The sequence below is a fragment of the Roseixanthobacter liquoris genome (assembly GCF_043195135.2).
In the GTDB taxonomy this organism is placed as follows: domain Bacteria; phylum Pseudomonadota; class Alphaproteobacteria; order Rhizobiales; family Xanthobacteraceae; genus NCEH01.
The window spans coordinates 3379969-3397125 of sequence record NZ_CM195537.1 but is presented as its reverse complement, the minus strand read 5'-3'; the positions used below and the strand labels follow the sequence as shown (position 1 = coordinate 3397125).

General features: G+C 67.4%; 15 protein-coding genes. 13 read left to right on the top strand and 2 right to left on the bottom strand.

Annotation, left to right across the window (positions count from 1 at the left end; all coding sequences use genetic code 11):
• Positions 1 to 100: 100 nt before the first annotated feature.
• The 9 genes from V5F84_RS15305 to V5F84_RS15265 all read left to right on the top strand — a co-directional run bounded on the left by V5F84_RS15305 (position 101) and on the right by V5F84_RS15265 (position 11660).
• Positions 101 to 1546 carry a UbiA family prenyltransferase gene (locus tag V5F84_RS15305; RefSeq protein WP_394043836.1) on the top strand — a complete coding sequence of 482 codons (1446 nt, stop codon included), beginning with the start codon at positions 101 to 103 and terminating at the stop codon, positions 1544 to 1546.
• Complete coding sequence (locus V5F84_RS15300) at positions 1546 to 2907, top strand: FAD-binding oxidoreductase (protein WP_394043835.1); 1362 nt, start codon at positions 1546 to 1548, stop codon at positions 2905 to 2907. The genes V5F84_RS15305 and V5F84_RS15300 overlap by 1 nt, the downstream gene beginning before the upstream one ends.
• The gene (locus V5F84_RS15295; RefSeq protein WP_394043834.1) at positions 2904 to 3656 is read left to right on the top strand and encodes an SDR family oxidoreductase; all 753 of its coding nucleotides are present in this window, start codon (positions 2904 to 2906) and stop codon (positions 3654 to 3656) included. Before V5F84_RS15300 ends, V5F84_RS15295 begins: the two co-directional genes overlap by 4 nt.
• Positions 3657 to 3803: 147 nt before the next feature.
• On the top strand, positions 3804 to 5942 hold the full coding sequence (locus V5F84_RS15290; protein ID WP_394043833.1) for a sodium-translocating pyrophosphatase: 2139 nt from the start codon (positions 3804 to 3806) through the stop codon (positions 5940 to 5942).
• 643 nt (positions 5943 to 6585) lie between these two features.
• Positions 6586 to 7875, top strand: coding sequence for an NCS2 family permease (locus V5F84_RS15285; RefSeq protein WP_394043831.1), 1290 nt, complete (start codon positions 6586 to 6588; stop codon positions 7873 to 7875).
• Between the two features lie 158 nt (positions 7876 to 8033).
• Entirely contained in the window at positions 8034 to 8444 is a 411-nt protein-coding gene (gene secG, locus V5F84_RS15280; protein ID WP_394043830.1) for a preprotein translocase subunit SecG, read from the top strand.
• Positions 8445 to 8554: 110 nt separating this feature from the next.
• Entirely contained in the window at positions 8555 to 10183 is a 1629-nt protein-coding gene (gene pyrG / locus V5F84_RS15275; RefSeq protein WP_394043829.1) for a CTP synthase, read from the top strand.
• A 33-nt stretch (positions 10184 to 10216) separates the two neighbouring features.
• Positions 10217 to 11095, top strand: coding sequence for a VOC family protein (locus V5F84_RS15270; RefSeq protein WP_394043828.1), 879 nt, complete (start codon positions 10217 to 10219; stop codon positions 11093 to 11095).
• Positions 11096 to 11339: 244 nt separating this feature from the next.
• Entirely contained in the window at positions 11340 to 11660 is a 321-nt protein-coding gene (locus tag V5F84_RS15265; RefSeq protein WP_394043827.1) for a DMT family transporter, read from the top strand.
• A gap of 397 nt (positions 11661 to 12057) precedes the next feature.
• Here V5F84_RS15265 and V5F84_RS15260 read toward each other — a convergent pair whose 3' ends face one another.
• Both V5F84_RS15260 and queF read right to left on the bottom strand, forming a co-directional pair.
• Positions 12058 to 13071: a hypothetical protein gene (locus V5F84_RS15260; protein WP_394043826.1), complete on the bottom strand. Its 1014-nt coding sequence runs from the start codon at positions 13069 to 13071 to the stop codon at positions 12058 to 12060.
• Positions 13068 to 13520, bottom strand: coding sequence for a preQ(1) synthase (queF, locus tag V5F84_RS15255; protein WP_394043825.1), 453 nt, complete (start codon positions 13518 to 13520; stop codon positions 13068 to 13070). Before queF ends, V5F84_RS15260 begins: the two co-directional genes overlap by 4 nt.
• Positions 13521 to 13702: 182 nt before the next feature.
• Here queF and eno point away from each other — a divergent pair, with 182 nt between their 5' ends.
• The 4 genes from eno (at position 13703) to V5F84_RS15235 (ending at position 17150) form a co-directional block, all read left to right on the top strand.
• Complete coding sequence (gene eno, locus V5F84_RS15250; protein ID WP_394043824.1) at positions 13703 to 14986, top strand: phosphopyruvate hydratase; 1284 nt, start codon at positions 13703 to 13705, stop codon at positions 14984 to 14986.
• 325 nt (positions 14987 to 15311) lie between these two features.
• On the top strand, positions 15312 to 15626 hold the full coding sequence (locus V5F84_RS15245) for an FtsB family cell division protein (RefSeq protein WP_394043823.1): 315 nt from the start codon (positions 15312 to 15314) through the stop codon (positions 15624 to 15626).
• 164 nt (positions 15627 to 15790) lie between these two features.
• On the top strand, positions 15791 to 16804 hold the full coding sequence (gene pdhA, locus V5F84_RS15240) for a pyruvate dehydrogenase (acetyl-transferring) E1 component subunit alpha (protein WP_394043822.1): 1014 nt from the start codon (positions 15791 to 15793) through the stop codon (positions 16802 to 16804).
• A gap of 10 nt (positions 16805 to 16814) precedes the next feature.
• Positions 16815 to 17150: a hypothetical protein gene (locus V5F84_RS15235; RefSeq protein WP_394043821.1), complete on the top strand. Its 336-nt coding sequence runs from the start codon at positions 16815 to 16817 to the stop codon at positions 17148 to 17150.
• The last annotated feature ends 7 nt before the right edge of the window (positions 17151 to 17157 follow it).

Here is a 17157-nt window from a genome sequence, read left to right as displayed (position 1 = left end):
TGCAATAAGCCAGGGCCGCATCGCGTGGCGCGGACAGATGTTCGCGCGGCCGGGACGTCGCACCGGACGCCTTCGGCGTGTCTTCGGAGGCTGTGAGCAGGTGCAAGGTCTGGCCGCGACAGAACAAGCGTCCCTCCCGCCCCTGGCGGTGGATCTCGACGGCACCCTGACCTTCTCCGATACCCTGCACGAGGGGTGTCTCGCCTATGTGAAGACGGGGCTGCAAGATGTCGTCGATCTCGCGGCCCGGCTGGGCGAAGGCAAGGCCGCATTCAAGCGCGCGGTCGCCGACCGCACCGATTTCGATCCCGCCTTGCTGCCCTACAACACCGACCTGCTGAATTATCTGAAGGCGCAGAAGCGCGCCGGCCGCCGGCTCGCCCTGGTCACCGCCGCCGATCAATCCATCGCCGATGCGGTCGCCGCCCATCTCGGCCTGTTCGATCTCGCGCGCGGCTCGCAGAATGGGATCAATCTCTCCGGCACGCGCAAGCTGGCGGCGATCCGGCAGATGCTGGGGGAACAGTTCGTCTATGCCGGCGACAGCCCGGTGGACGCCCCCATTTTCGCCGCCGCGCAATCGGTGGTCCTGGTGGGAAAGGTGGAGCGCCTCAAGCCCCTGCTGCCGGCAGGCAAGGCCATCGAGCAGGCGTTTGCGGTGAAGCGCGCCGGCGCGCGCACCTGGGCGAAGGCGCTGCGCATCCAGCATTGGGCGAAGAACGCGCTGGTGTTCGTCGCGCCCATCCTCGGCTTCAGCCATGCGACGCCCGTGCTGGCGATGAACGCGGTCCTGCTGTTCTTCGCCATGGGCATCCTCGCCTCGGCGACCTATATCGTCAACGACCTGCTGGATCTGCCCTCCGACCGGCAGCATCCGCGCAAGCGCCACCGCCCGTTCGCCGCCGGCGCCATTCCCCCGCGCGACGGCGCGTTCGCGGCCATCGCCCTGTTCGCGCTGTCGGGGCTGATCTCGCTGGCGCTGCCGATCGCCGCCGCGGCGGCGCTCGCGGCCTATGCGGGGGTCACGCTGACCTATTCGCTGATCCTCAAGCGCCAGCCGATCATCGACGTGTTCGTGCTGGCGGGGCTGTTCACCTTGCGCGTGCTCGCCGGCAGCCTGCTGGCGCCGCAGCCGGTTTCGCCCTGGCTGCTCACCTTCTCCATGCTGATCTTCCTGGGCCTCGCCATGGTGAAGCGCTATGCGGAGCTGAACCGGGTGGTGCAGGCGGGGGGCACCGCCGTGGTTTCGCGCGGCTATACGATGCGCGATCTGCCGCTGCTGCTGGCGGCGGGCGTGGCGTCGAGCTTTTCCGCCATCGTCATCTTCATGATCTATCTGATCAACGAGCAGTATCCGAGCGACATCTACCGGCATCCCGGCATGCTGTGGGCGCTGATGCCGCTGGTGCTGATCTGGGTGCTGCGGGTGTGGCATCTCACCGTGCACGGGCGCATGAGCGAGGACCCGGTGGTGTTCGCGCTGAAGGATCGCTTCTCGCTCCTGCTCGGGGTCCTGGCCTTGCTCACCTTGTGGGCGGCATCCTGATGGAGCCGGTCCGACGCGCCTATCGCTCCTGGGGCGGCGTGCTGCGCGCCGAGAGCGAGGTGGTGCGCCCGCTCGATCCGAACCGTGCCGCGCGCTTTCTCCAGGGGCCGCCTGCCGCGCCGGCCATCGCCTATGGCTGCGGGCGCTCTTATGGGGATGTGGCGCTCAATCCCGGCGGGCTGCTGGTGGATACCCGGCATCTCGACTGCTTCATGGCGTTCGATTCCGATACCGGCCTGCTCACGTGCGAGGCCGGGGTGCGGCTCGCAGATATTTTCGCGGTCATCTCCCGCCCGCTGCCGGACGGCTCGGGCTGGATGCTGCCGGTGGTGCCGGGCACGCGCTTCGTCAGCGTCGGCGGGGCCATCGCCAACGACGTGCACGGCAAGAACGACCATGCCTGCGGCAGCTTCGGCAATCATGTGGAAAGCCTGGAGCTGGCACGCAGCGACGGCAGCCGCCTCATCTGCTCGCGCACCGAACATCCCGGCCTGTTCAGTGCCACCATCGGCGGGCTCGGCCTGACCGGGCTGATCCTCTCCGCGACCCTGCGCCTGCGCAAGGTGAGCGGGCTGGCGCTGGAGAGCGAGGAGATCCGCTTCGGCCATCTCGACGATTTCTTCGCCCTGGATGCGGAAAGCGCCGAGGCCTGGGAATATACCGCCGCCTGGGTGGATTGCCTCGCCGGCGGGGCGCAGCTCGGGCGCGGCATCTATGTGCGGGCGCGCCATGCGCCGGGCGTCGGCGCGCCGCCGCCGTCGCGGGACACCCGGATCGCGGTGCCCGTCGCCCCGCCCATTTCGGCGGTGAACGCCCTTTCGCTGCGCGCCTTCAACGCCGCCTATTGGCGCAAGCTCGGCCCCTCGGGCCGCAAGACGCAGATCGCCTCTTACGAGAAGACCTTCTTCCCGCTGGACGCCATCGGCCAGTGGAACAAGCTCTATGGCCCGCGCGGCTTCTACCAGTTCCAGGCGGTGATCCCGCCCCAGGCGGCGCGCGACGGCACGGCCGATCTGCTGCGCGCCATCGCGGAGGCGGGGCAGGGCTCCATGCTGGTGGTGCTGAAGCGCTTCGGCAGCGTCGGTTCGCCCGGCCTCATGTCCTTCCCTATGCCCGGCGTGACGCTGGCGCTGGACTTTCCCAATCTCGGGGACGGCACGCTGCGCCTGCTGCGGCGGCTGGAGGACATCGTGGTCGAAGCGCGCGGGCGCATCTATCCCGCTAAGGATTTCTCCATGTCGGCCGCGACCTATGCGAAGGGCTATCCGGCCCTCTCCGCGTTCCGGCATTTCCTCGATCCCGCAATGTCCTCGGCGTTCTCGCGCCGCGTCGGCATTCACCCGGCGGAGGCCCAGACATGACCTTGACCGCACGCCGCGTCGCCATCTTCGGCGCCACCTCCGATATCGCCGTCGCCTTCGCCCGCCGCTGCGCCGAGGCGCGCCAGCGCCTCGTGCTGGTGGGCCGCGACCGCGCCGCGCTCGACCGCTTGGCGGCGGACCTCTCGGTGCGCGGGGCGCCGCAGGTGGAGGTGCAAGAGGCCGATTTCGCCCGCACCGCAGCACTTTCAACGGTGGCCGAAAATGCCTGGACCGCGCTCGGCGGGCTGGACGTGGCGCTCATCGCCTATGGTTCGCTGCCCGACCAGGCCCGCGTTTCCGCCGACGCTGCGGAAGGGGAGGCGGCGCTCGCGCTGAATTTCGTCAGCCCGGCTTTGCTCGCCGACGCGCTCGCCGCGCGCTTCGAGGCGGCGAAGGCGGGCACCCTCGCTGTGATCACTTCGGTGGCCGGCGACCGGGGGCGGCAGAGCAATTATCTCTATGGCGCCGCCAAGGGCGGGCTGCAAAAATTCCTGGAAGGCCTGCGCCATCGCCTGTTCAAGGCCAATGTCGCGGTGCTGGACGTGCGCCCCGGCTTCGTCGCCACCAAGATGACCGCCCATCTGCCCCAGGGCGGGCCGCTGTGGGCGACGCCGGAGAAGGTGGCGGGCGAGATCGAGGCCGCCATCGCCAAGCGCGGCGCCGTGCTCTACACGCCCTGGTTCTGGTCCGGCATCATGGCCATCGTGCGCAATTTGCCGCGCCCGCTGTTCCATCGCAGCAAGCTCTGACGGCGCGGCCGCTTTTCGCCGCCCGGCGGGGCGGGGCGCACGCCGCCCCCGCGAAACCCGCAAAGAGACGATTGCGACTTTCCGGCGCACCCCTCACACTCCCCCCATAAGACAAGAACATCCGGGTGGAAACGTAGGGGTGGATTCATGTTGGCATTGGTGGTGATCATCGCCTGCGGCCTGCTGGCCGTCGGCTACGGAGTCTGGGCCGGGCGCGCGGTCATGTCGGCCGATCCGGGCAATGCGCGGATGCAGGAAATCGCGGCCGCCATCGCGGAGGGCGCGCAGGCCTATCTCAAGCGCCAGTACACGACCATCGGGATCGTCGGCGTCGTCATTTTCATTGCGGTTGGATTTTTGCTCGGCTGGCTGGTGGCGGTCGGTTTCGCCGTGGGCGCGATTCTCTCGGCCCTGGCCGGCTTCATCGGCATGAACGTCTCGGTCCGCGCCAATGTGCGCACCGCCCAGGCGGCGACGAAATCGCTCGCCGGCGGGCTCGACCTCGCCTTCAAGGCGGGCGCCGTCACCGGCCTGCTGGTGGCCGGCCTCGCCCTGCTGGGGGTGACGGTCTATTTCGCCGTGCTCACCAAGGGCCTCGGCATGGCGCCGGGCAGCCGCACGGTGGTGGACGCGCTGGTGGCGCTCGGCTTCGGCGCCTCGCTGATCTCCATCTTCGCGCGGCTCGGCGGCGGCATCTTCACCAAGGGCGCGGACGTGGGCGGCGATCTGGTGGGCAAGGTGGAAGCCGGCATCCCGGAGGATGATCCGCGCAACCCCGCGACCATCGCCGACAACGTGGGCGACAATGTCGGCGATTGCGCCGGCATGGCCGCAGACCTGTTCGAGACCTATGTGGTGACGGTGGTCGCGACCATGGTGCTGGCGGCGATCTTCTTCGCCAATACGCCGGCGCTGGAATCCATGCTGCTCTATCCGCTCGCCATCGGCGGCGCGTGCATCATCACCTCGATTGCCGGCACCTTCTTCGTGCGGCTCGGGCCCACCTCCTCGATCATGGGGGCGCTCTACAAGGGCTTCGGCGCGAGCGCCGGGCTCTCGGTGTTCGCCCTCGCCTTCGTCACCTGGGTGCTGGCGGGCTTCGGGCCGATCTCCGGCAGCGCCATCACCGGCACCAGCCTGTTCCTGGCCGGCGTGACCGGGCTGGTGGTGACCGGCGCCATCGTCGTCATCACCGAATATTACACCGGCACCGGCTATCGCCCGGTCGTGTCCATCGCCCAGGCCTCGGTGACGGGGCACGGCACGAACATCATCCAGGGTCTGGCCATCTCGCTGGAATCCACGGCGCTGCCGACTTTGGTGATCATCGCCGGCATCCTGGTGGCCTATGGGCTCGCCGGCCTGTTCGGCATCGCGATCGCCGCCACCACCATGCTGGCGCTCGCGGGCATGGTGGTGGCCCTCGATGCCTTCGGCCCGGTGACGGACAATGCCGGCGGCATCGCGGAAATGGCCGGCCTTCCCCCGGAGGTGCGCCATTCCACCGACGCGCTGGACGCGGTGGGCAACACCACCAAGGCGGTCACCAAGGGCTATGCCATCGGCTCCGCCGGCCTCGGCGCGCTGGTGCTGTTCGCGGCCTATAGCCAGGATTTGAAGTTCTTCACCAGCACGGCCGCTCCCGGGTCCTATTTCGCCGGGGTCACGCCGAACTTCTCGCTGGAAAATCCCTATGTGGTGGTGGGCCTGCTGTTCGGCGGCCTGCTGCCGTTCCTGTTCGCCGCCATGGGCATGACGGCGGTGGGCCGCGCGGCCGGCGCCATCGTGGAAGAGGTGCGGCGCCAGTTCCGCGAGCATCCCGGCATCATGACCTATGCCGAGAAGCCGGATTATTCCCGCGCCGTGGACCTGCTCACGAAAGCCGCCATCAAGGAGATGGTCATTCCCTCGCTGCTGCCGGTGCTCTCGCCCATCGTCTGCTATTTCCTCATCTATCTGGTGGCGGGCGGCGGGGTGGCGGGCAAGTCCGCCGCCTTCTCGGCGGTGGGGGCCATGCTGCTCGGGGTGATCGTCACCGGCCTGTTCGTCGCCATCTCCATGACCTCCGGCGGCGGCGCCTGGGACAATGCGAAGAAGTCTTTCGAGGACGGCTTCGTCGATAAGGACGGCGTGCGCCACTACAAGGGCTCGGAGGCGCACAAGGCCTCCGTCACCGGCGACACGGTGGGCGATCCCTATAAGGACACGGCGGGACCGGCCGTGAATCCCATGATCAAGATCACCAACATCGTCGCCTTGCTGCTGCTGGCGGTGCTGGCCCATTAGGCGGCGCACGCTCACCCCTCACCCTAACCCTCTCCCCGGCGGGGAGAGGGGATTCGGCCCGGACAGAGAAAGCGGTCTGTTTCCTACCCCTGTCCCCCACCTCTCCCCGACGGGGAGAGGTCGACCGCCTAGCGGGCGGGTGAGGGGGCAGGCCGCACATATGTGCTGTCCGCAACCGCTCAGCGAGGCGCGTCCGCGTCATCGGCGGGCGGCCCCCTCACCCTAACCCTCTCCCCGGCGAGGAAAGGGGATTCGGCCCGGGCCGAAGAAGCGGTCTGTTTCTTACCCCTCTGTCCCCCTCCTCTCCCCGCGGGGGAGAGGTCGACCGCGCAGCGGGCGGGTGAGGGGGCAGGCCGCACATATGTGCTGTCCGCAACCGCTCAGTGAGGCGCGTCCGCGTCATCGGCGGGCGGCCCCCTCACCCTAACCCTCTCCCCGCCGGGCAGAGGGGATTCGGCCCGGGCCGAGGGAGGGAGTCTGTTTCCTACCCCTGTCCCCCACCTCTCCCCGCGGGGGAGAGGTCGACCGCGCAGCGGGCGGGGGAGGGGGCGGGCTGCAAAAAACACCGTTCGCACCTGCGAAGGGCTGGCGGGGAGGCGACTTCCTGCTAGCTTTCCAACGGGCGCGAACGGGGACCGGCGGCATGCTGGAGCGGCTGTTTCATCTCACGGAAAACGGGACGCGGCCGGCCACCGAGCTGATGGCCGGGGCCACCACCTTCCTGACCATGAGCTATATCATCGTGGTCAATCCGCAGATCCTGGCCGCCGCCGGGATCGACCATGGCGCCGCCTTCACCGCCACCTGCCTTGCCGCGGCGCTCGGCACGCTGGCGATGGCGCTGCTGGCGAATTATCCCATCGCGCTCGCCCCCGGCATGGGGCTCAACGCCTATTTCGCCTTCACCGTCGTGCTGGGCATGCAGATCCCCTGGCAGGTGGCGCTGGGCGCGGTGTTCCTCTCGGGCCTGCTGTTCCTCGCCATCAGCGTGCTGCATGTGCGCGAATGGCTGATCAATTCCATTCCCCTGTCGCTGAAGCTCGGGATCGCCGCCGGCATCGGCCTGTTCCTCGGCCTGCTGGGATTCCAGGGCATGGGGCTGGTGGTGGCCAAGCCCGCGACCATGATCGGCCTCGGCGAATTGAACCGCACCACGACGCTGCTGTCGGCGGTGGGCTTCCTGCTGATGGCGGGCCTCGCCGCCCGCAAGGTGCCGGGGGCGATCCTCATCGGCATCGCGGTCACGACCCTGCTCGGCGTGCCGCTGGGCCTGACGAAATTCGACGGCGTCGCGGCCCTGCCACCCTCGCTGGCGCCCACCTTTCTGCAGATGGACGTGGCGGGCGCCCTGCGGCTCGGGGCGCTGAGCGTGGTGTTCACCTTCTTCCTGGTGGATGTGCTCGACAACATGGGCACGCTGATCGCCACCACGTTCCGCGCCGGGCTGATGCGCGCGGACGGCACCGTGCCGCGCCTGCGCGAAGTGCTGCTGGCGGACAGCGGCGGCGCGATCCTCGGCGCGGTGCTCGGCACCAGCACCACCACGTCCTATATCGAGAGCGCCGCCGGCATCCAGGCCGGCGGGCGGACCGGCCTGGCCTCGGTGGCGACGGCGGCGCTGTTCCTCGCCTGCCTGCTGCTGGCGCCGCTCGCCATGGCGGTGCCGGCCTTCGCCACGGCGCCGGCCATGGTGTTCGTGGCGTGCCTCATGGTCTCGGCGCTGCGCGAGCTGGATTTCGACGATGCCTGCGAATCGCTGCCGGCCGCGGCGACCGCCCTCGGCACCGTGTTCAGCTTCTCCATCGCCTCCGGCATCGGCATCGGCTTCGTCACCTATGCGGTGGTGAACGTCATCGCCGGCCGTGCCCGCAGCGTCAGCGGGGCGGTATGGATCATCGCCTTTGCCTCGGTGGTCGGCTTCGCGCTGGCATGAGGCGGGCATGCCATGCGGGGCGCGGGGAGGTGCTGCGAAATCAGGCACTCTTTCATTGCCCGGCGCGATCGTGTAGGAACGCGCCCGACTGACTTTTTCCGGACCTGTGCGCGGTTGCCGAGCCTTCTGGCCGACGCCGGCGCGAAGACGTGGATTCCATGCAGACTGTTTTGATCGTCATTCATCTGATGGTGGTGCTCGCGCTGATCGGCGTGGTGCTGATCCAGCGTTCCGAGGGCGGCGGCCTGGGCATTGGCGGCGGGGGCGGCGGCTCCGGCGGCGGTTTCTTCACCGCGCGCGGAAGCGCCAACCTGCTGACGCGCGTCACCGCGATCCTTGCCGGCATTTTCTTCATCACCTCCATTTCGCTGACCATTCTGGCCGGCTGGGGCCGCACCCCGCCGGCGCTGCTGAACCCGGCCGCCCCGAGCGGACCCGCGGTTCCCCAGAGCGGCGGCACGATTCTCGATCAGCTCCGCCAGCAGGCGCCGGCTGGCCAGGCTGCGCCCGCACCTGCCCCGGAGGCCCCCGCGGCGCCGAGCGGCCCGCAGGTTCCGAAGTCTCAGTGATCGTGTATCGCGGCGGTCGCGCCGCGATATGAGGTTCTCCACAGGCGAGGCGATGCCCGTACGGCATTGCTCTCGCCGAATCGCGTTTGCGCGGATTAGAGTTTAAGCCCATGGCGCGCTACATCTTCATCACCGGCGGCGTCGTGTCCTCGCTGGGCAAGGGCCTCGCTTCCGCAGCCTTGGGCGCGCTTCTTCAGGCGCGCGGCTATACGGTCCGGCTGCGCAAGCTGGACCCCTATCTGAACGTCGATCCGGGCACCATGAGCCCGTATCAGCATGGCGAAGTGTTCGTGACCGACGACGGGGCCGAGACCGACCTCGACCTCGGCCATTACGAGCGCTTCACCGGCCGCCCCGCCACCAAGCGGGACAATGTCACCACCGGCCGCATCTACCAGGACATCATCACCAAGGAGCGGCGCGGCGACTATCTCGGCGCCACCGTCCAGGTGATCCCGCACGTCACCAATGCCATCAAGGACTTCGTCCTGGAGGGCAACGAGGGCTACGATTTCGTGCTCATCGAGGTGGGCGGAACCGTGGGCGACATCGAGGGCCTGCCCTTCTTCGAGGCGACCCGCCAGCTCAAGAACGAGCTGCCGCGCGGCCATGCCATCTTCATTCATCTCACCCTGATGCCCTTCATTCCCTCGGCCGGGGAACTGAAGACCAAGCCGACCCAGCATTCGGTGAAGGAGCTGCGCTCCATCGGCATCCAGCCCGACATCCTTTTGTGCCGCACCGACCGCGCGATCCCGCGCGAGGAACGGCGCAAGCTCTCGCTGTTCTGCAACGTGCGGGAAAGCGCGGTGATCGAGGCGCGGGACGTGGACAATATCTACGCCGTGCCCGCCGCCTATCACGCCGAAGGGCTGGATACGGAAGTGCTGGCCGCGTTCGGCATCGATCCCGCGCCGGCGCCGAACCTCAAGCGCTGGTCCACCATCGAGAACCGCGTCCGCAATCCGGAAGGCGAAGTGACCATCGCCGTGGTCGGCAAATATACCGGCCTGAAGGATGCCTATAAGTCGCTCATCGAAGCCTTGGCCCATGGCGGCATCGCCAACAAGGTGAAGGTCAATCTCGACTGGATCGAGAGCGAGACCTTCGAGCACGAAGACCCCGTGCCGTTCCTGGAGCATGTGCACGGCATCCTGGTGCCCGGCGGCTTCGGCCAGCGCGGGGCGGAAGGAAAGATCCGCGCCGCGCAGTTCGCCCGCGAACGCAAGGTGCCCTATTTCGGCATCTGCTTCGGCATGCAGATGGCGGTGATCGAGGCGGCCCGCAATCTCGCCGGCGTGCAGAACGCCAATTCCACCGAATTCGGCGAGACCAGCGAGCCGGTGGTGGGCCTGCTCACCGAATGGCTCAAGGGCAATGAGCTGGAGCGCCGTTCGGCGGCGGGCGACCTCGGCGGCACCATGCGGCTCGGCGCCTATCACGCGGTGCTCAATCCCGGCAGCCGCGTGTCCGGCATCTATGGCGAGACCGACATCCATGAGCGGCATCGTCATCGTTACGAAGTGAACACCGCCTATAAGGACCGGCTGGAACAGCACGGCCTTCGCTTCTCCGGCATGTCGCCGGACGGACTGCTGCCGGAAATCGTGGAATATGCCGACCATCCCTGGTTCATCGGCGTACAATTCCATCCGGAGCTGAAATCGCGGCCGTTCGAGCCGCATCCCTTGTTCGCGTCCTTCGTGGGCGCGGCGATGGAGCAAAGCCGGCTGGTCTAGCGTCGGCGTCCCACGGGTATAAGGAATTTCCCCATGCGCAGAGGTCTCGATCACGTCGTCCATGTGGTGCGCGACCTCGATGCGGCGGGGGAGGTCTATGACCTGCTCGGCTTCACCGTGAGCCCGCGCAACCGCCATCCCTGGGGCACCCAGAACCGCATCGTGCAGATGCCCGGCTTCTTCATCGAACTGCTGGAAATCTCCGAGCCGGAGAAGATCCCCGCCGGCACGGCGGAGCAGTTTTCCTTCGGCGCCTTCAATCGCGATTTTCTCGCCCGCAATGGCGAGGGCCTCTCCATGCTGGCGCTGGAAGGCACCGATCCCGTCGCCGAGAAGGCGACATTCGATGCCGCCGGCGTCGGCGGGTTCGATCTCTTCGATTTCTCCCGCCTCGCGCGGCGGCCGGACGGCAACGACGTGGAAGTGGGCTTCTCGCTCGCCTTCGCCGTCGATCCGCTGGCGCCCGACGTGGGTTTCTTCACCTGCACCCAGCGTCGGCCTGAGAATTTCTGGTCGCCCGATCTCCAGCGTCACGCCAACGGCGTCACCGGCGTGTCCGGCGTGGTGCTGGTGTCGGAAAGCCTCGTGGACCATGTGAGCTTCCTCGACACGCTGACCGGCGTGACCCCGCGCCGCGCCAGCGACGACTGGTATGTGGCGCAGACGCCGCGCGGCGAGATCGACCTGATGACCCGGGCCAATTTCACCCAGCGCTATGGCGTGCCCGCCCCCGCCGGGGAGGGCCTGCGCCTCGCCGCCATCCGGTTCGATTCCCCCGGCGCCGCCAGCCTGCGCCGCTCGCTCCAGGCGCGCGGCATGGTGGAAGAGGCCATCGAGGGGATCGTGGTCGTGAAGCCGTCGCGCGCGCTCGGCGCCGCTTTGGTGGTGGAGCGCCCGGCCGGAGCCGCTTGAACTGGCGAAACTCGGCGCTAGAATATTCTTATTGAGAAAATAATATTCTCAATTGGTGTGCCGTGGAGGCGCGCTGGAGCATTTTCGAGCGAAGCCGAACCGGTTCGCGTGAAGATAATGCGCCAAAACAAGCTGTGGGTGCATTTCACCGTTTCAGAGAGACGATGAAATGCACCGGGGGCGGGACGACCTTGCCCCTTTCGGGTGATCGGTGGGGACGACCCCGCTTGTACCGGAGCGTCTCATGTCCTGGGTTTACCTGGCTCTGGCCGGGATTGCGGAAATTGGGTGGGCCTACGGGCTGAAGCATGCGGAAGGCTTCACCCGCCTGTGGCCGACCCTGTTCACGGCGGTCACCTTCACCGCCAGCATCGGCCTTCTCGGCCTTGCCCTGCGCGATCTTCCGCTCGGCACGGCCTATGCGGTGTGGACCGGCATCGGCCTCGTCGGCACCGTGCTGATCGGCATCTTCGTGCTGAACGAGCCCGCCGGCGCCCTGCGCCTCGGCTGCATCGGCCTGATCGCCGCCGGCATCGTCGGTCTCAAGCTGCTGACGCCGGCGTAAGGGCGGATCGGCTGTCCCGGCCTGCGGCCCGTGCGGGAGCCATCCTCCTGCACGGGCCCGTCCCGTGCCTCCACGCAGCACCTTTGGTGCCTGCGTTTCCAGGCCCGCCCCGGCCCGCCCCGGCCCGGCGCGGATGGCCGGGACGCGCCCGGCCATGACCGGACCGGCGTGGCGACCGGCGAAGGGGAACACGCCATCCCGGCGGCGCGGGAACGCTTTGCCGAAGGGTTCGGGCTCTTGCCGAAATTCATCGAATGAGATTCGTCCGAATTCGCAGTTTGGTCGGCCCGAGAAGCGCGGAGATGACCCTTTAATCCGCTGTTCGTCTAGCCTAAGCCATTGTTTCACGTGAAACATTTTTGGCGCGCATCGGCCGGCGGGGCGGCTGCGCCTCCCCTTAATTGGGGTCGATCAGTCGTTCCGCATTGCGATCATACCGCCACATGGCGCCGGGCTGGAGGCGGGTTCCGCCCAGCCAGCGGTCGATGGCATTCTGGCAGGCATGGTCGAACGCGCCCTTCAGCGCCGCCAGCCCGGCCTCGGTTATGGTGATCTCGGCGGAGGCGAAGGTGCGATAGGTGATCTCCTCCGGACCCGCCGGCGTGCTCGCCTGGAATGGTTTGCACTCGCTGGAAGCGAACGGCAGCCCCTCGATCAGCGGCTCGTGGGCGAAGGCAAGCCCGTCCAATCGCAGGAAAAAGGGCAGGTCGGCGAGGAATTGCGCCTCGTCCATCTTGTGCACAGCGCCATAGACATGGGCGACGGTCTGCGGGCCGTCCGCCAGCTGGCGCAGGATGCGTTCCTCGGTCAGCGAAAGTCCGGTGCGCGGCGCGGGCAGTTCCGCGAGCGCCCGCCGCAGCGCCGGCACCAGGAACGGCAGGGCCGGGATCTGCTGTTTCACGAAGCGGGCGAGGGCGCGCGGGGTCGGCGCCGTGAACGCCTCCCAGGCATCGCTCGCCGCCTCCAGCTGCACGGCGCTGACCCCGCAGGCCCGCCGCGCCAGGTCGTGCACCTGGGTTTCGTCCATGAGGCCGAGATAATGGTCGGCCTGGATCAGCCGCAGCCCGAGGCGCTCCGGCTCGCGGGCGAAATAATTGAGCAATTGGATGAGCTGGAGCTGGTCGTAGAGGTCGTGCTCGAACCACAGGTCCACGCAATTGAAGGCGATGTGGATTTCCAATTGCCCGTCGCGCTCGGCGAAATCGGCGCGGACGGAATCGAACTCCAGCCCGAGCGACTGGGCCAGAAACGCCGCGCGCGCGTCGGCGACGATGGCGAGAGACGCGTCGGCGGGAACCGGGCCGTCGTGGAGCATGTCCCGCCAGGGCAGGAAATGGCCGGCAATGCCGCCGGCCTTCAGGCGCTCGACCGCCGCATCCCCATTGGTGATCACCAGGTTGGGCATGGTCATCCCCTTCCGCGATAAGGCGCAACTCCCGTGTCCGGCAGCCAGGCGCCCGTCGGCAGAACCCCAGTCTGCCAGAAAACATCGATGGGTATGCCCCCCCTCGGATACCAATAGCCCGCGATTCGTAGAAACCGCGGCGCCAGCAGCGCCACGAGGCGCTTGCCGATGGCGATGGTGCAATCCTCGTGGAAGGCGCCATGGTTGCGGAAGCTGGCGAGATAGAGCTTCAGCGACTTGGACTCCACCAGGAACTGGTCCGGCACATAGTCGATGACGATATGCGCGAAGTCGGGCTGCCCCGTGACCGGGCACAGCGAGGTGAATTCGGGGCAGGTGAACCGCGCCACATAATCCGCGTCCGGGTGCGGATTGGGCACGCGATCCAGCACCGCCGTTTCGGGCGAGGCGGGCAGGGCGGTCTCGCGACCGAGCTGGAGGTCGGCGGCAGTCATGACAAGTCCTTGTTCGGCAAAAGAGGCGGTCCCATCGCAGTCTGGAACAGGACATTAGCCGAAAACGGGCAAGGTGCCGCTCCCATCGCCCCTTCGCAGCCGCGCGGGTTCGCGCTAGAAGCGGCCGCGACATCGGGCGCGCCTGGACATCTCGGCTCCAGGACCAAAGGGAGGGACATCCAATGACCGCCATCGTCGATATCATCGGCCGCGAAATCCTGGACAGCCGCGGCAATCCCACGGTGGAAGTGGACGTGGTGCTGGAAGACGGCTCCCTCGGCCGCGCGGCCGTTCCCTCCGGCGCCTCCACCGGCGCCCATGAGGCGGTGGAACTGCGCGACGGCGACACGTCCCGCTACGGCGGCAAGGGCGTGCTCAAGGCCGTGGATGCGGTGAACGGCGAGATCTTCGACGCGGTCGGCGGCTTCGATGCCGAGGACCAGGCCAAGCTCGACGCCACCCTGATCGCCCTCGACGGCACGCCCAACAAGGCCCGCCTCGGCGCCAATGCCATTCTCGGCGTGTCGCTGGCGGTGGCCAAGGCGGCCGCGATCTCCAACAATCTGCCGCTCTACCGCTATGTCGGCGGCGTGAACGCCCGCACACTGCCGGTGCCCATGATGAACATCGTCAATGGCGGCGCCCATGCCGACAATCCCATCGACTTCCAGGAATTCATGATCCTGCCGGCGGGCGCGCCCACCTTCGCCGATGCGCTGCGGATCGGCTCGGAAATCTTCCAGACCCTGAAGAAGGGCCTGAAGGATGCCGGCCACAACACCAATGTGGGCGACGAGGGCGGTTTCGCCCCGAACCTGCTGAGCGCGGACGATGCGCTGTCCTTCATCATGAAGGCGATCGAGAAGGCCGGCTACCGGCCGGGCGAGGACGTGCTGCTCGGCCTCGACTGCGCCGCCACCGAATTCTTCAAGGACGGCGCCTATCATTATGAAGGCGAGAAGCAGGTCCGCGATATCGAAACCCAGGTGAAGTATCTGGCGGACCTCGTGTCGCGCTATCCCATCGTCACCATCGAGGACGGCATGTCCGAGGATGATTGGGCGGGCTGGAAGCTGCTCACCGACACGATCGGCTCCAAGTGCCAGCTGGTGGGCGACGATCTGTTCGTCACCAATGTCACGCGCCTGTCCCGCGGCATCAAGGAAGCCACCGGCAACGCCATCCTGGTGAAGGTGAACCAGATCGGCTCCCTCACCGAGACGCTGGAGACGGTGGAAATGGCCCACAAGGCGGGCTATCGCGCGGTGATGTCCCACCGTTCCGGCGAGACCGAGGATTCCACCATCGCCGATCTCGCCGTGGCAACAAACTGCGGGCAGATCAAGACCGGCTCGCTCTCGCGCTCGGATCGTATCGCCAAGTACAACCAGCTGCTGCGCATCGAGCAGGAACTGGGCGATGCGGCGAAATACGCCGGCAAGGCCGCGCTGAAGGCGCTCGCCTGAGCTTTCGACCGGGGCTTTTGGGATAGCGGAAGGCGGGGCGGCAGCGCCCCGCCTTTTTGCGTTTTCGGAAGGCCGGCGCCCTCCTGGCTCTCCCGAATTCCCCCTCACGCCCTCGCTCCATTCCCCCTCCCTATCCCTCCCGCGCAAGCGGGAGAGGGGATTGCGGCGGAACGGAAGGGATGTTCTGTGCGAAGCGCCGGGGGCTCCCTCTCCCGCTTGCGGGGGGGGTGGGGAGGGGGCACGAGCGACCGGTTGCCGCCGGCACCTGCAAACCCATTCTCCAACTCTTAACCAGCCGGCAACCGCGATGGGGCAGGATGGCGGCATGCAAACACGCTCGCGCCTGCGCTCCTTCCTGTTCGTTTTGCTGCTCTATGCCCTCTCCGGGGGTGTCATCGGCTATTTTGCGTACCATGCCTATAACGGCCAGCATGGGCTGATGGCGAAGCGCAACTTCCAGGTGGAGATGGCGCAGCTCGAGGGCGAGCTGGCGGCGCTGAAGGCCCAGCGGCGCGCGATCGAGAACAAGGTCTCCCTCCTCCAGGCGTCGCGGCTGGATCCGGACCTGCTGGACGAAGAGGGGCGGCGGCAGCTGGATTTCGTCAATGCGAAGGACCTGGTGCTGCTAAAACCCAGATAATGAACTGATTATAAGTTCATGACATCAATTAACTGAAATCCAGTTCAACTCAACAGAGTCAAGCGTTTGCAACGTGTTGCGGTGCAGCACGACGCAAATCGCGCTTTGAGACGGGTCGCAGGTGCGCTAGAGACTCCTCGGTTCCAGCGTGTCCCGAGGATGAGATGGCCGTAAAAAAGGCAGTCGCCCGCACCGAAGCCGCGCCCGGCGCGATACCGGACTTCAGCAAGGAACAGGAACTTCACGCCTATCGCGAGATGCTCCTGATCCGCCGCTTCGAGGAAAAGGCCGGCCAGATGTACGGCATGGGCCTGATCGGCGGCTTCTGCCACCTCTATATCGGCCAGGAAGCCGTGGTGGTCGGCATGCAGATGGCCATGAAGAAGGGTGATCAGGTGATCACCGGCTATCGCGACCACGGCCACATGCTGTCCACCGGCATGGAAGCCAAGGGCGTCATGGCCGAGCTCACCGGCCGGCGGGGCGGCTATTCCAAGGGCAAGGGCGGCTCGATGCACATGTTCAGCATCGAGAAGCAGTTTTTCGGCGGCCACGGCATCGTCGGCGCCCAGGTCTCGCTCGGCACCGGCCTCGCCTTCGCCAACCATTATCGCGACAATGGCTCGGTCTCGGTGGTCTATTTCGGCGACGGCGCGGCCAACCAGGGCCAGGTCTATGAAAGCTTCAACATGGCCGAGCTGTGGAAGCTGCCGGCCGTGTATGTGATCGAGAACAACAAGTATGCCATGGGCACGTCGGTCAATCGTGCCTCGGCCCAGACCGATTTCTCCAAGCGCGGCACCTCCTTCAACATCCCCGGCGAGCAGGTGGACGGCATGGACGTGCGGGCGGTGAAGGCCGCGGCCGAACGGGCGCTCGGCTTCGCCCGCGACGGCAAGGGCCCCTACATCCTGGAAATGCAGACCTACCGCTATCGCGGCCACTCCATGTCCGACCCGGCGAAATACCGGTCGAAGGAGGAGGTGCAGAAGATGCGGACCGAGCACGACCCCATCGAGCAGGTGCGGGCGCGCCTGCTGGAGAACGGCCTCGTGAGCGAGGACGAACTGAAGGCGATCGACGGCGAGATCCGCGAGATCGTCAATGCGGCCGCGGACTTCGCGACCAATGATCCCGAGCCCGATCCTTCCGAGCTGTACACGGACATCCTGCGCTAAGGCGGCGGCCATGGCGATCCCGGCCCTCATTCTCCTTCTGGCCTCGCTCGCGGGTGCAGCCGCGAGCTGGGGCCTCGCGATCCGCGAAGGGATGAGGGCCGAGGCCGCCTCGGGCGCGGTGAGCGCCGGCCGGCAGGCGCTGCTGGTGCTCTGGCCCTTCTCCGCCCGTTTGCGCGAAGGCGCGGCGGGCGATCATGCCCGGCGGGTCGGCAAGGCCCTCATCCTGTTCATCGCCTCCCTCATGGTCGCGGCCGCCGCGGCCTCCGCCTACACCAATCTCACGAGACAGCGTCCCGCCCCGCCCGCCCCGGCGAGCGTGAGCGAGCCCGCGTCGAGCAAGAGCTGAGCAGAAG